We start from the raw sequence: 12860 nt of genomic DNA, 5'->3' as shown, positions 1-12860 counted from the left end.
TCAGGTTATTGCGCATGCTGATCCGCAGATGTGATTGTGCCGGATAAGGCGGCAAGCAAGGCGTCACGTTCGGCGCTCAGTTGCGCGATTTGCTGCTGCATTGCTTCCGCCATTTCACTGACTTCCTGCTCTGTGTAACGCGGCGTAATGTGCTTAGGGCAATTCCAGTCAAAGGCTTCCACATCAATCACGATGGCACGCTCGATGCGGGCGCGGTAGGTCGGGTTTTCCAGCCGTGCAATCAGCGCCGGATCTTCCGCTTCATGCACAATACGCACGCGGCCCCACAGCTTTAAACGGCGGCGGTTGCGGTAATCCATCAGAATCAGCGCAATCCGGTTGTTGCTGCGCAGATTACCAACGCTGATGTACTGGCGATTGCCATTGAAGTCCGCAAACGCAATGGTTTGTTCATCCAGCACTTGCAGAAAACCGGCGGGGCCGCCGCGATGCTGCACATAAGGCCAGCCGTTTTCATTCACGGTAGCCTGATAAAAACTGTCGCGTGTTTCAATAAACGCGGCCTCATATTCACCAAGGCTGTCGCGGCTGTCTTCGCTGCGCTCTAATGCCAGATTGCTGGCACGGCTGCCGTAATCGGCCTGCGCCGCCTTCACAGAGTCGGTAAAGTACAGTTGTGTAAACGCACGTGGCATGGCTGACTCCTTATTTAGAACTCATTTCATCAATACCCGCGAGATACGTGCGCCATGAGGCAAACCCTGCGGGAACGGAGGTACCGGGCGCATATCCGGCGGGTAAATGACCACCCAGTGCCGGAAACTGTTGCAGCTTGCGGCGGTTGATGTCCGCCAGTTTGCCGCTGCCCAGTGGTGCAGCGCGGGCTGCATCGACTGCAAAGTTGGCTTGCTGAAATGCGGCGGCAAAGCGTGCGTCGCGCATATCTCTGGCATACGGGCGGCTTTGCAGCGACAGTGCGGCGATGGCTTGCGGATCAAGATCGCGGCTGAAGCGGGCAAAGCCATTGACACGGAAATGCTGCTCCACATAGCGGTCACTATGCTGTATCAGCGCGTCCATCAGTGCATACATCAGTTGATGCGGCGCATTGCCCGGCACGGTAACGCTGAATTGCAGATCGCTGAATTCCGGAAAATCTCCTTCCAGATGACGTGCCAGCGGCGCGGCACCGATTTGCAGATCCAGCAACATATCGCCATTGCGACCTTGTTCTGCATGTAGTAAATGCACAGGGCGTTGCGCAAAGCGCAGGCTTTGCAGGCGTGCGCGCAGTGCATCGGTTCGCGCTGCTTTCAGCATGCGGCGTGTCGCGGGTGGCGCTTGTAAAAAAGCTGCCTGCGTTTGCATCAGTGCCATGTCCTGATGGCTGCTCAGCGGCGCGCTGGCGCGCGTGGAATGTGGCAGATGGATAGTCAGCAGTTCACGCACTTCATGCTCACGGGCTTTCTTGATCGCCAGGAATGCAGTCTGCACGATTTCATGGTCCGGCATATCGCTGTCGATGCGCCAGCGGCGGCCATATACCAGCTTGTGCGGACGCAGGCGCTGTCCGTGTTCATAATTTTCCCGTCCGATTAAGCCGGTTTGCAGATACATGCCTTGCTGGTCCTGATCACAAAACAGCAGGGTGTGCTGGTCAAAGCTGATCTGACTCAGCAATTCCGCCACGCTGTCCGGGTTTTGCTGATACAGCTTGTAGTGCTGTGGCGTTGCCAGACTGCCGTCCGGCAAGCGTACTTGCGGCGCGTAAGGCATGGCCATACTGGCAGGCGCATCAGACTGGCGTAAAGGCAACACGGCGGAAAGCATGGGGAACTCCATTAGTAAGTATGAACAGGTGATAGCGCGCAGAATCAGATGGCAGTGTTAAGCGTGCAGCAAGCCGTCCAGCTGGCCACTTTGTTCCAGCGCGGCCAGATCGCTGTATCCACCGATATGACGCTGGCCGATAAAGATTTGCGGCACACTGCGCATGCCGGTTTTGCTTTGCATTTCGGCAAATGCCTGCTCAGACAAATCCACGCGGATTTTTCTGATGCTGATGCCTTTTGCCGCCAGTAACTGGTCGGCACGCTGGCAGTAAGGGCAGGTTTCAGTGCTGTACATGGTGATATCGTTCATGGCGGACTCCGTTCAGATGGATGTCAGCTGCGGCAGACCGACGGGGAGGATCAGCTGCCGTGCTGTGTTTCAGTTCAGGCTGACTTTCGGAAAGTCGATCTCGATACGGCTGGCTTTGCCTATCATATTGGTCAGCAGGTTTAAACCAACGTGGGTAATGATTTCCACGATGTCGGCGTCGCTGAAACCGGCGGCACGTGCTTCCAGCAATTCAGCGGTGGTGACTTCACCGTGGTTTTCCATCAGCGAGCGCGCCAGACGGACTGCCACAGCTGCCTGCGTATCCAGACTGCTGCCGGCGCGGTTTGCACCGATTTCCTCATGGCTGAGTCCGGCCTTCTTACCCAGTGCGGTATGGGCAGACAGGCAGTATTCGCAGGAATTTTGCTGAGCAATCGCCAGCGCAATCCGTTCGCGGGTGGCGGGTGCCAGGCTGCCGTGTTTGGCGATGCCGTACAGGCCGAGGAAGGCACGCAGTGCATCCGGCGAATGGGCAAACACTTTCAGGAAGTTAGGAACCACGCCCAGCTCAGCCTGAATGGCGGCGTACAGGGCTTGTTGTTCGGCATTGGCTTGTTCTGTGCTGACTAAGGGAATACGGCTCATGGTGCATCCTTTCGGTGGGGGTTATTCACGGTGTCGTGCTTGCTGCTACGATGGAATGCATTCTGAATCATCGTATTTGAAATAAGAATCCTCAGGAATTACAATAGATTCTTGCGATAATCGGAATAATTGGGATCACTAACCTATGGACCGCTTTGTACAGCTGACCGCCTACGTGGCCGTTGCCGAGGAAGAAAGCTTTGCCCGTGCTGCGCGGCGTTTGAATATGTCCGCACCGGCCTTAACCCGCACCATTGCAGCGCTGGAACAAAGTCTGGGTGTGAAACTGCTGAACCGCACCACGCGCTTTGTGCGGCCTACCGACGCCGGTTTGCGTTATCTGGATGATGCGCGTCAGATTCTGGCCAGAATGCAGGAAGCAGACGATGCGGTGGTGGGGATCAATGCCGCGCCGCGCGGACATCTGACCATGACGGCACCGGTGCTGTTCGGCAAAATGTTTGTGATGCCGCAGTTAGTCAGCTATCTGCAGACATATCCGGACATGCAAGTCTCTGCACTGTTTCTGGACCGCGTAGTGAATATGCTGGAAGAGGGCGTGGAAGTCGGGGTGCGTATCGGTGAGCTGGCAGATTCCAGTATGCGTGCAATCCGTGTCGGCAGCATACGGCGCGTGCTGTGCGCATCGCCACAGTATCTGGCGCAGCACGGTACACCGCAGACACCGGCTGATCTGACGCATCATCAGATCATCGCCGCCACCGGCGTTGGTACCAATGCCGAATGGAAATTCGCGCACAAGGGCGAGCCGCTTTCAATGCGGGTAAAACCGCGTCTGACCGTCAGCACCAATGACGCGGCGATTTGCGCCGTCAGCATGCATGCGGGCATTGCCCGTTTATTGTCGTATCAGGTTGCGCAGGAATTGCAGCAGGGCAGCCTGCAGACGGTGATGACGGATTACGAACCCGCGCCCTGGCCGGTGCATGTGGTGCATCGGGAAGGGCGCGGCGGTTCGGCGCGTGTGCGCAGTCTGGTGGATCATCTGGTGCAGGGTTTGCGTCAGCAAACGGCATTACAGGCATCAGACTGAGGCATAGTCGCTTGCGATGCCGGACGCTGATCTGAAATCGCGTCCGGCGCAGACATTATGCAGGCTGACGTGTCGCTGCCAGCACGATTTCACGGATACACACATGCTGCGGAGCCTGATACGCATAACGAATCGCATCCGCCACTTCTTCGGCGCGCAGCACCGGCCCCATATTGCGTTTCCATTCTTCGTAACCGCTGCGCACCGCTTCATCGGTGGTGTGGCTCAGCAATTCGGTTTCCACTGCGCCCGGTGCAATCGTGATCACGCGCACATCGTGGCCGCTGACTTCTTCACGCAGATTTTCACTGATCGCGTGCACTGCAAACTTGGTACCGCAATATACCGCATGGTTAGGGAAGGTTTTGCGACCGGCAATCGAACTGACATTGATGATCGTGCCGTGGCGACGCGCCAGCATGCCACCCAGTACCGCATGAATGCCGTTCAGCACGCCGTGGACATTCACATCCAGCATGGACTGCCATTCCGCGGCATCCTGCTTTGCCACTTCGCTCAGCAGCATCACACCCGCATTATTGATGATGGCATCCGCCGGACCGAATTCCGCTTCCGCTTCCGCCAGTGCTGCACGCATCGACGCCGCATCGGTTACATCCACCTGACGGCATATTGTTTGCGGCAGGCCCAGTGCATGCAGGCGTTCCACGCGGCGTGCCAGCAGCAGTAAAGGGTAACCCAGTGCAGAAAACTGGCGTGCGGTGGCTTCGCCGATACCCGAGCTGGCACCGGTAATGACGATCAAAGGCTTTTGCATAAAAACTCCGTACAAATAAAGTTGGTCAATGGATCGCACTTTATCTTGCAGTTTTTAGCCGCACAAATGATAATTTTCTGTTTCAGACATCGAAAAAATCTATGGATGCCCGCCAGCTCAAAGCCTTTGTCGCCGTTTTTGAAGAGCGCAATATCACCCGCGCGGCGGAACGCCTGTGTCTGACGCAGCCGACCTTGTCCGTCACCATCCGTCAGCTGGAAGAAGAACTGGGCTGCAGTCTGTTCACGCGTGAAGCCAGAGGTGTACTGGTCAGCGATGCAGCGCGTCGCCTGTATCCGCAGGCGCAGCACTTGCTGGCGCAAATGACGCAACTGAAAGCGCAGTTTCTGGCGCCACAGGATTGCCTGCCGCTGACGCTGGGCGTGGAAGCCGACATCGCCAGCGCACACCTTGCTGCCTTGCTGCGCCATTGCACACGGCAATTACCGCAATTACTGCTGGAAATTCTGCCCGGCTGCACCGGCGATCTGCGTCTGGCCAGCGAAGAATTACGCTGTGAAGATGAATTGTTTTTTCCGCTGTGGGAAGAAAGTTTTGTGCTGGCAGCGCTGGCGGATGCCACGCCTGAAAATGCATCTGCGGCGGACGAGACCAATGCACTGCAGGCAGCACAACTGGACTGGATTATCTGCCCGCAACACCCGTCCCATCAGCGTTTGCTGGCGTGGCTGGGCGGCGGCGGAAACGCCATCGCCACTGCGCATCAGGCTGGAAGCCTGCAACTTGCGCGCGATATGGTACTGGCCGGACTCGGTGTCGCCTTACTGCCCCCGAGTTTATTGACCGGCGAATTGCGCAGCCAGCGCCTGTCCGGCGCTGCCCCGTCGCGCCGTATCGGTCTGTGTTACGCAGCCAATGCTCTGCAGCGACCGGCACTTGCCATGCTGCTGGAAAGCCTGCGCGAACAGCCTTTGTGATGCACAAAACCCGGCAAGCCAAACGCTGGCTGTGCAAATATCGTCATCTGTCTTTTCCGGACAGCCAGACTTTCTGCCGACGACAGCCAGATCGCTGTGCTCAACACCGCATTTGAGCCGATTTCGTGCTTCAAAATGGTCTGACGCTGCCTGAAGCTGCCCCAAATCACCTGAGATAAGCTGCACCGGATGGTGAGTGGCTCGCGCCGTATCAGCGCTGCTTGCGGTACACCTCATCAAACCGTACATTCACCCCGCCGCACAAACTGTTATCCGACACCACCAGCTGATCGTGCAGCAAGCGCAAAGTCGCAACGCAGGTATAAGGCGTTTCCGGATCACCGATACGCAGCTGATTACCCGCAGGAACCGCCTTACCTTCCAGATCACCGGAGTGAATGATACGTTCACCGGTCGGCCCCAACCCGCCTACCCAGCGTGCGTTACCGCGGATGATCAGCTGACCATCTTTGGATGCCCGGATCACGATACGCGCCGCGCCACCGGTGGATTTCCAGTTGCCAAGCCAGTTCTTCATTGCCGGATCGCGTTCCGGCAAGGCACGAATGTTCTGACTGGCGATCCATCCGACCACTTCGCTGTGTTTTCCTGAATACCAGACGCAGCTCCAGCGATCCGATGTATGAGCAATCAGAACTTTATCGCCCTTCTTCAGCGCATCCTTCTGACTGCACGAGGCGGTATCGGGGCAGCCTTCCCAGTCAGGAAAGACCGCTGCTCGCTGATCCGCACTGACCATCACTTCGCCGTAATGTATCTCCGGATACGAAGGGAACGCGCCATTTCTGCAGGTATAGGGCTCCGTAGCAAATGCCTGCGTGGTCAGCAGAAACATCGTTGCTATAAAAACTGGCTTCATGTTTTTTCCTTTGTTTTAAACCGACTTGTCCGCCGCGCTGACTTCGCCGCAACCCCAGCCATCATTTCGTCCGCCGAATGACAACGCCAGCGCTGCCAGCATCTTTTCTGCATTGTCGATGTTTTCAATCCCCGGAATCAACTCCAACGTGATTTCTGCCTGCGCCTGCATGTCTTTCGCACCGTCATAGGAGCTGACTTCAAAGCGATATCCATCCTGCTTCAGTTGTGTGGCAAACTGTTTTGCAGCCTGCATGTCCGGAAGAACCACAGAAAAATTCACAGGCCGGCTCAGCCATAACGCATCGCCTTTGCGCCCCATCTTGTACAGCACATCGCCGTTTTCTGTCTCCGGAAATACCCGCAGATTGCGCTGACCAAACAGCAGATCCGCCTCATACGTGATAACCGTCTGCCAGCCCGGAACAACGGGAGAAGACGCTTTAATTTGATTCAGTAGCGGCATCAGATCGGAATAACCCTCGGCGGACAAAATCAAATCCATGCCGGTATCGGTGGAACCGATAAAAAAATACAAGCGCTCGTCAATTTCCTGCAGCGCGTTTAATAAGGCATCCATCGCAGACGCGGAAGGATCTTCTCCTTCTGTCAGCTGCGGCAGTAAGCGAACAAAATCTTGCCAGAAGGTCTGAACCGGATTCATAAGAAATTCCTTGTCGGATAAGGCAATATAAAAATCCCTGCGGTGCTTTGAAAATGCCGGAGCGAATATATTCAGGTTATGCACTGACAGCACAGAGAATACCAGATGCTTTTTACCGTTAAACTGCCGGAATAGAAAGCAAAACCTGACAGAAAATCCCGAACACACGACAGCACCAGAAAAGGACTCCCTATGAGCAAGCCGAAAGTCGCCATCATCACCGGTTCCAGCCGTGGCATCGGCGCGGAAACCGCGAAGCTGTTCGCCGCGCATGGCTATGCCGTGTGTATCAATTATCGCAAAGACCGGGCGGCGGCAGAAGCAGTCAGCGCAGAAATCAGCGCGGCGGGCGGCCGCTGCATCACGGTGCAGGCTGATGTGTCGGTAGCGGCAGAGGTGAAGTCAATGTTCGACCAGACTGAAGCGGCATTCGGGCCGGTTACGGTGCTGGTCAACAATGCTGCAATTTTGCAGCAGCAATGTTCGTTCACCGATATTTCTGAAGAACGTTTTTCAGAAATACTGCGCAGCAATGTGATCAGCTGTTTTCTGTGCTGCAAGGAAGCGGTATTGCGCATGTCCACCAAACACGGCGGCAACGGTGGCGCTATCGTCAATGTGTCATCCGGTGCGGCAAAAAGTGGCTCACCCCATGAATACATCGATTACGCCGCCTCCAAAGGCGCTGTCGATACCCTGACACGCGGGCTGGCGCTGGAAGTCGCTGCCGAAGCCATACGCGTCAACGCCGTCCGCCCAGGCCTGATCTACACCGATATGCACGCCTCAGGCGGCGAAGCCAGCCGCGTAGACCGCCTCAAATCCCGCATTCCGCTGCAACGTGGCGGATACCCGCAGGAAATCGCTGAAGCCATCCTGTGGCTGGCATCAGAAAAATCTTCATTCGTGACCGGTAGTTTTATTGATGCGGCGGGTGGTTTGTAATCAGGCTTACTGATTTCGACGCGCTTAAAAGACACTTCATACCGCAAGCAGCATCACTGAAGGGAAAATCCAAAATGGTAATTTCAGATCTGAACGTATTGCTGCAATCAATGCAGCCAGCCTTACACGAAGGCGTTTACGTCTATTGTGTTGTACCGCACGGCAGCGCAATGCAAGGCTTATCGCCAGTTGTTTCCGTCACGGAAGCCGAAGGGTTGACGCTGGTATTGCCCGAACAGCAAGCGCTGGATGCGGGTTTAGCCATCCTGTTCCGCGCCGCATGGATCACGCTGACCGTGCATTCCGATTTACAAGCCATCGGCCTCACCGCCGCCTTCGCCACCGCACTGGGCAAAGCAGGCATCAGCTGCAATGTAGTGGCAGGTGCTTACCACGATCATATTTTTGTGCCAGTGGAGAAGGGGGAATCGGCGATGGATGCGTTGCGGGCTTTGCAGCATGAGGAGTCACGATCTGGAATGTAACAAACTCATTCAAACAAATTCTTTTTGGTATAAGGTATCTGATTGGATGTACAGAAAATCTCACCTGATTATTGATCGCTTCCTTGGCTGCTCAGTTTTTCAGAGTTGATTGCATTTTGAAGCGCTTCACGCACATACATACCCGGATTCAAGGAAAGTTCCACCACCAATTCAGGATGTGCTCCGCGCAAAAGTGAAATATACAGACACAGCAGCGATTCCGAATGATCATCATCAAAACGTGCTAGTTCAGATATGACGGCTGCAAGCAATTTCTGATCGGGGTGAGAGGGGGGTGTCGTTTCTGACTCCCAAAGCGTTCTTTTTTGCTGATGGCATTCACGTAAGAACACAGCGAAATCATTTAAACTTAGAAATGCAATCTCCGGTTCAGGATCATGATTAAAGTGAATCACCATCCCGGCAGCAATTCCTTCAGTGATGTAGCAAAACGGATTTGAATCATTAGCGTCATCAAGAACATATAAACCGAGATGCCTGGCGAGTCTGATGCTCTGCAAATGTGAGGATGCAAGCAGACAATCTTCTTCGCTGAGAATATTGATTCCGAGACCGAGGCAATTGACCTCGTTCCGGATTTTCAAAAACTCTTTTGCTTCGTTTGGCAGTGTAAGAAGCATGTCCAGTGAAGCATTGCTATGAGATTCAGAAGCTTGAGAATTTTTAGATTTTCTGAAGAAATTGAACATAAAAATTTTTTCTATGAGAGTTAATCGCCACGCTTATATATTGGGGTAAGTCACGAGGGGAATTTTTACCATAGGACACGCTGAATTAATCCTATTTCAGCGAATAAAGCCATTTCTGATTCTTGTCGTAGCTTCTTCTATTTTTGCGCAATTCCCACAACCGGCGTCTGCTGCGGTTTTGGTGATTTGGATGGCTTCTGCTCCGCTTGGTGTATTTTGCGGGTGGTTGCTCGTTCGCAGAAGTGCACTTTTACCTTAGCCCGTCGTCGCATTGAATTTTCAAATCACTCACGCCGAAATTCTGTTCAAACTCCCTAAAAACACCCAAAATGCGGATTTCTGCACACAAATCTGCCGGTCGTCGGCGGAAACTGCGGGTCTTCGTAAGTGATCGATGCGGACTTTTGCATAGTCCGCTTCTCTTCTCAGCGCCGTATCAGCGAGCGTCTGCAGGCGGACTTAACTTTACTCACTGATTCTTTTCCAGTCTTAAATACTGCGCTGATTGACCCGTTTAGATAATGCTTCGGCGCTCTCTTTGCGTTCGCTGTAGCGGTCAACCAGATAGGGGGCGATGTCGCGGGTGAGTAGGGTGAATTTCATCAGTTCTTCCATCACATCGACCACCCTGTCGTAGTAGGCGGAAGGCTTCATGCGTCCGGCGTCGTCAAATTCCAGAAACGCTTTGGGGACGGAAGACTGGTTAGGGATGGTCAGCATGCGCATCCAGCGGCCGAGTATGCGTAACTGGTTGACCGCATTGAATGATTGGGAGCCGCCGGATACTTCCATGACTGCCAGCGTTTTTCCTTGTGTCGGGCGGATTGCGCCGCTGTTTAACGGAATCCAGTCGATTTGTGCTTTCATAATGCCGGTCATTGCGCCATGGCGTTCCGGCGAGCACCAGACCATGCCTTCTGCCCACAGTGTCAGTTCGCGTAATTCTCTGACTTTCGGATGATCTTCCGGTGCGCCATCCGGCAGCGGTAAATCTTTCGGATCAAATACTTTAACTTCCGCACCCATGGCAGTCAGCAGACGTGCCGCTTCCAGCGTCAGCAATTTACTGTAGGAGCGTTCGCGCAGAGAGCCGTACAGCAGTAAGAAGCGAGGTGGATGCTGCGACGGGCTGGCAGGCCGAAACTGGCTGATATCCGGTTGCTGAAACAGTTCCGTTTGTAAATTGGGTAAATCAGAAAGATGATGTGACATGCTGATCCTCGCTATCGGTAATGGCTTCTCAGCCTCGTTCAGTTTGCTTCGTCGGATGCGACAACATCCGATGCTGGCGTTGCCGGATACAGCCAGTTGAATAAAATCGTAGCGATCAGTGCACCGGCAAGCTGTGCCGCGATGAAGCCTAAGGTATCCGCAGGGCGAATGCCGGCGAAGGTATTGCTGGCAGCACGTGCCAGCGTGACTGCCGGATTGGCAAACGAGGTGGATGCGGTAAACCAGTAAGCAGAGGTGATATAAGCAGCGACTGCAAACGGCGTCACACCTGGACGCGTTCTGGACGTGCTGATGATGACTGCGATCAGCCCGAAGGTCGCGACAAATTCGCTCCACCACTGAGACCAGCCGGTTCGCACATGTTCAGATGCAAAAAAGACCGGCTCGCCAAACATGCTGTGCGCAATCGCAATACCGGTAAAGGCACCGGCGATTTGGATCGCAATATACGGCAGCACTTCATTACGTGGCAGATTGCCCTGCCACGCTTCGGATAAGCTCACAACCGGATTGAAATGCGCACCGGAAATCGCGCCGAACATCAGTATCAGAGCGGTTAAACCGCAACCAGTGGCAATCGCATTGGCGAGTAAGGCGATAGCAACGTTACCGCCCGCCAGACCTTCCGCCATGATGCCGGAACCCACCACCACCGCTAACAAAAAAGCCGTACCTAAACCTTCGGCCACCAGTCGCTTCACGCTACGCATTCGTGTATTCCCTTTGTGTGCATGCGCCGTCATGACAGCGCATTTTTGATGATTTGCACCATCTGTGCAGTTAAGAATTTTTCAGTGTTACTGCGCTGGCAGTAAGCTGCCGATTTTGTCCAGTTCTGCTTTCAGTGCCGCTTTATCCTGAACCAGTGTGTCCAGCGGCAAGGCCAGAAATGCTTCAATGCGCGCACGTAAAATGCGGTAAGCCTGCATAAATGCCGCGTTGATTTCATCGTCACTGCCGGTGGCGTGTGCCGGATCTTCCACACCCCAGTGCGTGCGCAGCACCGGTCCCAGATACGCAGGACAAGTCTCACCGGCGGCACTGGCGCACACGGTAATCACAATATCCGGCGTGGCTGGCAAATTGTCCCAGGATTTGCTGCTATAGCCTTCCGTGGCAATGCCTTCTTTCGCCAGCAAAGCCAGCGAGCGCGGATGCACTTGTCCGGTAGGCTGGCTGCCCGCGCTCATGGCTTTCCAGCCCGCAGGTGCTAAATGGTTAAAAGTAGCCTCGCCCAGAATGGAGCGGCAGGAATTACCGGTGCAGAGAAAAAGTACGTTCATCGTGTTCTCAATTGTTGGATGAAAAGAATCGGATCAGAAAAGGTGTTAGCAACAACTGTCCGGCGCACAGCCAGACGAAGGGGCGCACGGCGCGCCGCCGCAGCAGTTTTCCGTGAGAAAACCGAGCAGAGAATTCATGGTGTCAAAATTGGCCGAATAAATCATAAAACGCCCGTCCTGCCTGACGTTGACCATACCGGCATGGCTTAATTCTTTCAGATGAAATGACAGCGATGAAGGCGGAATCTCCAGTTGCTCACTGATCTTGCTGGCAATCATCCCCTCCGGCCCCGCCTGCACTAACAGACGAAACACCGCCAGCCGCGACTCCTGCGCAATTGCCGCCAGCGCCGCGATCGCTTGTTTGGTTTCCATAGGTCCTCCGCGTGAAAATCGATATTTCTATAATGGTCGAATTATAGAAATAAAAAAGGGAGAATTGCAATCTAATCGTGGTTTTTTGATGGAAATTTATGAAAGGTGTGCACAAAAAAAGGGAAGTCTCTGCAAAGAATTGTTCATGAAAAAGTTTCTGGGTTTGTTGATCCATGTATCGATGAGGGCTAATATTCGACGTTTAAGAAGTAAAAATATTATAAAAACTATGCTCATTAATTAAGGCTGAGATGATTACATCAGCACTAGTTGATGATCCTGGAAAATTAATAAAATGTCTACGCCCGAAGAGTTCGGGAATTATGCGTTGCTACTAATGAAACTCATCGACCTCGCTGAAAGCTATGTTTTATCGATCACCAAAGATCAGGCCAATCTTTGGTTTGAAATGACAGTTTTAACTGATGACGGCCAGCGTTATAGGATTTTTGCTTCGAACCACAATGGCTCTCCGATTGTTGTGGAAGTCGGTAGTGTTAGTCTGAAGGCCGGATTTACCTCTTCTGAAAATATTCCAAGTCTGGGTGAGCTTGAGTCTATTGGGCTGAGAACTACAGGCGTGTGTTTAGAGGGCGACTTCGGGGACATAACAATATTCGCGGATAATATAAATACGGAAAAATTGCTGTAGCTAAAGGCATGGTAAGCAATTAGCGCTTGTCAGTCATCCTTCTGCATTAAGCACTGATTTAAAATGATATGGGTTAGCCAGTGGCAGGTATTGAGTCTGACCATTTAGCGTTCTGCTAAAAAACGGTGTTTGCATCCGCTTCGGTCAGAGATTCA

Annotated in this window: 17 protein-coding genes; 5 read left to right on the top strand and 12 right to left on the bottom strand. The window is 53.6% G+C overall.

The annotated features are described in order from the left end of the window. Positions 1 to 5 precede the first annotated feature (5 nt). The 4 genes from IE092_RS06370 to IE092_RS06355 form a co-directional block, all read right to left on the bottom strand. Positions 6 to 656 carry a pyridoxamine 5'-phosphate oxidase family protein gene (locus IE092_RS06370; protein WP_189356193.1) on the bottom strand — a complete coding sequence of 217 codons (651 nt, stop codon included), beginning with the start codon at positions 654 to 656 and terminating at the stop codon, positions 6 to 8. 10 nt (positions 657 to 666) lie between these two features. Continuing rightward, positions 667 to 1791, bottom strand: a complete 1125-nt coding sequence (locus IE092_RS06365; RefSeq protein ID WP_189356192.1) for a hypothetical protein — start codon at positions 1789 to 1791, stop codon at positions 667 to 669. 57 nt (positions 1792 to 1848) lie between these two features. Then, positions 1849 to 2103 carry a glutaredoxin 3 gene (gene grxC / locus IE092_RS06360; RefSeq protein ID WP_189356191.1) on the bottom strand — a complete coding sequence of 85 codons (255 nt, stop codon included), beginning with the start codon at positions 2101 to 2103 and terminating at the stop codon, positions 1849 to 1851. 69 nt (positions 2104 to 2172) lie between these two features. Continuing rightward, positions 2173 to 2709 (bottom strand): carboxymuconolactone decarboxylase family protein, encoded by a 537-nt coding sequence (locus tag IE092_RS06355; protein WP_189356190.1) that lies wholly within the window; start codon positions 2707 to 2709, stop codon positions 2173 to 2175. Between the two features lie 145 nt (positions 2710 to 2854). Between IE092_RS06355 and IE092_RS06350 the strand changes: the two genes are divergently transcribed. Beyond that, positions 2855 to 3763, top strand: coding sequence for a LysR family transcriptional regulator (locus IE092_RS06350; RefSeq protein ID WP_189356189.1), 909 nt, complete (start codon positions 2855 to 2857; stop codon positions 3761 to 3763). 55 nt (positions 3764 to 3818) lie between these two features. On the opposite strand, the gene IE092_RS06345 is transcribed toward IE092_RS06350, so the two are convergent. Next, the gene (locus IE092_RS06345; RefSeq protein WP_189356188.1) at positions 3819 to 4541 is read right to left on the bottom strand and encodes an SDR family oxidoreductase; all 723 of its coding nucleotides are present in this window, start codon (positions 4539 to 4541) and stop codon (positions 3819 to 3821) included. A 101-nt stretch (positions 4542 to 4642) separates the two neighbouring features. Between IE092_RS06345 and IE092_RS06340 the strand changes: the two genes are divergently transcribed. Then, on the top strand, positions 4643 to 5479 hold the full coding sequence (locus IE092_RS06340; protein WP_189356187.1) for a LysR family transcriptional regulator: 837 nt from the start codon (positions 4643 to 4645) through the stop codon (positions 5477 to 5479). A gap of 211 nt (positions 5480 to 5690) precedes the next feature. Here the strand turns inward: IE092_RS06340 and IE092_RS06335 are convergent, their stop codons facing one another. Beyond that, positions 5691 to 6359, bottom strand: a complete 669-nt coding sequence (locus tag IE092_RS06335; protein WP_189356186.1) for a hypothetical protein — start codon at positions 6357 to 6359, stop codon at positions 5691 to 5693. A gap of 15 nt (positions 6360 to 6374) precedes the next feature. After that, positions 6375 to 7022, bottom strand: a complete 648-nt coding sequence (locus IE092_RS06330; RefSeq protein ID WP_189356185.1) for a ribonuclease E inhibitor RraB — start codon at positions 7020 to 7022, stop codon at positions 6375 to 6377. A 192-nt stretch (positions 7023 to 7214) separates the two neighbouring features. Between IE092_RS06330 and IE092_RS06325 the strand changes: the two genes are divergently transcribed. Next, entirely contained in the window at positions 7215 to 7967 is a 753-nt protein-coding gene (locus IE092_RS06325; protein WP_189356184.1) for an SDR family oxidoreductase, read from the top strand. Positions 7968 to 8041: 74 nt separating this feature from the next. Then, complete coding sequence (locus IE092_RS06320) at positions 8042 to 8452, top strand: ACT domain-containing protein (RefSeq protein WP_189356183.1); 411 nt, start codon at positions 8042 to 8044, stop codon at positions 8450 to 8452. A 68-nt stretch (positions 8453 to 8520) separates the two neighbouring features. On the opposite strand, the gene IE092_RS06315 is transcribed toward IE092_RS06320, so the two are convergent. The 5 genes from IE092_RS06315 to IE092_RS06295 form a co-directional block, all read right to left on the bottom strand. After that, positions 8521 to 9162, bottom strand: coding sequence for a hypothetical protein (locus IE092_RS06315; RefSeq protein WP_189356182.1), 642 nt, complete (start codon positions 9160 to 9162; stop codon positions 8521 to 8523). A 489-nt stretch (positions 9163 to 9651) separates the two neighbouring features. Next, entirely contained in the window at positions 9652 to 10374 is a 723-nt protein-coding gene (arsH, locus tag IE092_RS06310; RefSeq protein ID WP_189356181.1) for an arsenical resistance protein ArsH, read from the bottom strand. Positions 10375 to 10412: 38 nt separating this feature from the next. Further along, on the bottom strand, positions 10413 to 11105 hold the full coding sequence (locus IE092_RS06305) for an aquaporin (protein WP_189356180.1): 693 nt from the start codon (positions 11103 to 11105) through the stop codon (positions 10413 to 10415). 87 nt (positions 11106 to 11192) lie between these two features. After that, positions 11193 to 11678 carry an arsenate reductase ArsC gene (locus tag IE092_RS06300; RefSeq protein ID WP_189356179.1) on the bottom strand — a complete coding sequence of 162 codons (486 nt, stop codon included), beginning with the start codon at positions 11676 to 11678 and terminating at the stop codon, positions 11193 to 11195. A 45-nt stretch (positions 11679 to 11723) separates the two neighbouring features. Further along, the gene (locus IE092_RS06295; protein ID WP_189356178.1) at positions 11724 to 12053 is read right to left on the bottom strand and encodes an ArsR/SmtB family transcription factor; all 330 of its coding nucleotides are present in this window, start codon (positions 12051 to 12053) and stop codon (positions 11724 to 11726) included. Between the two features lie 295 nt (positions 12054 to 12348). Here IE092_RS06295 and IE092_RS06290 point away from each other — a divergent pair, with 295 nt between their 5' ends. Next, positions 12349 to 12705 (top strand): hypothetical protein, encoded by a 357-nt coding sequence (locus IE092_RS06290; RefSeq protein ID WP_189356177.1) that lies wholly within the window; start codon positions 12349 to 12351, stop codon positions 12703 to 12705. Positions 12706 to 12860 lie beyond the last annotated feature (155 nt).

This window comes from Cognatundibacterium squillarum (genome assembly GCF_014652435.1).
In the GTDB taxonomy this organism is placed as follows: domain Bacteria; phylum Pseudomonadota; class Gammaproteobacteria; order Burkholderiales; family Burkholderiaceae_D; genus Undibacterium; species Undibacterium squillarum.
Note: the sequence above shows the minus strand (reverse complement) of the source record. Positions and strands in the feature narration are given on the sequence as shown.

Bases quoted from the DNA above. Each gene is read 5' to 3' on its own strand.
- IE092_RS06330 (WP_189356185.1), bottom strand. From the start codon at position 7,022: ATGAATCCGGTTCAGACCTTCTGGCAAGATTTTGTTCGCTTACTGCCG.
- IE092_RS06325 (WP_189356184.1), top strand. From the start codon at position 7,215: ATGAGCAAGCCGAAAGTCGCCATCATCACCGGTTCCAGCCGTGGCATC.
- IE092_RS06350 (WP_189356189.1), top strand. From the start codon at position 2,855: ATGGACCGCTTTGTACAGCTGACCGCCTACGTGGCCGTTGCCGAGGAA.
- IE092_RS06355 (WP_189356190.1), bottom strand. From the start codon at position 2,709: ATGAGCCGTATTCCCTTAGTCAGCACAGAACAAGCCAATGCCGAACAA.
- grxC (WP_189356191.1), bottom strand. From the start codon at position 2,103: ATGAACGATATCACCATGTACAGCACTGAAACCTGCCCTTACTGCCAG.
- IE092_RS06315 (WP_189356182.1), bottom strand. From the start codon at position 9,162: ATGTTCAATTTCTTCAGAAAATCTAAAAATTCTCAAGCTTCTGAATCT.
- IE092_RS06345 (WP_189356188.1), bottom strand. From the start codon at position 4,541: ATGCAAAAGCCTTTGATCGTCATTACCGGTGCCAGCTCGGGTATCGGC.
- arsH (WP_189356181.1), bottom strand. From the start codon at position 10,374: ATGTCACATCATCTTTCTGATTTACCCAATTTACAAACGGAACTGTTT.
- IE092_RS06300 (WP_189356179.1), bottom strand. From the start codon at position 11,678: ATGAACGTACTTTTTCTCTGCACCGGTAATTCCTGCCGCTCCATTCTG.
- IE092_RS06320 (WP_189356183.1), top strand. From the start codon at position 8,042: ATGGTAATTTCAGATCTGAACGTATTGCTGCAATCAATGCAGCCAGCC.
- IE092_RS06290 (WP_189356177.1), top strand. From the start codon at position 12,349: ATGTCTACGCCCGAAGAGTTCGGGAATTATGCGTTGCTACTAATGAAA.
- IE092_RS06335 (WP_189356186.1), bottom strand. From the start codon at position 6,359: ATGAAGCCAGTTTTTATAGCAACGATGTTTCTGCTGACCACGCAGGCA.
- IE092_RS06295 (WP_189356178.1), bottom strand. From the start codon at position 12,053: ATGGAAACCAAACAAGCGATCGCGGCGCTGGCGGCAATTGCGCAGGAG.
- IE092_RS06365 (WP_189356192.1), bottom strand. From the start codon at position 1,791: ATGCTTTCCGCCGTGTTGCCTTTACGCCAGTCTGATGCGCCTGCCAGT.
- IE092_RS06305 (WP_189356180.1), bottom strand. From the start codon at position 11,105: ATGCGTAGCGTGAAGCGACTGGTGGCCGAAGGTTTAGGTACGGCTTTT.
- IE092_RS06340 (WP_189356187.1), top strand. From the start codon at position 4,643: ATGGATGCCCGCCAGCTCAAAGCCTTTGTCGCCGTTTTTGAAGAGCGC.
- IE092_RS06370 (WP_189356193.1), bottom strand. From the start codon at position 656: ATGCCACGTGCGTTTACACAACTGTACTTTACCGACTCTGTGAAGGCG.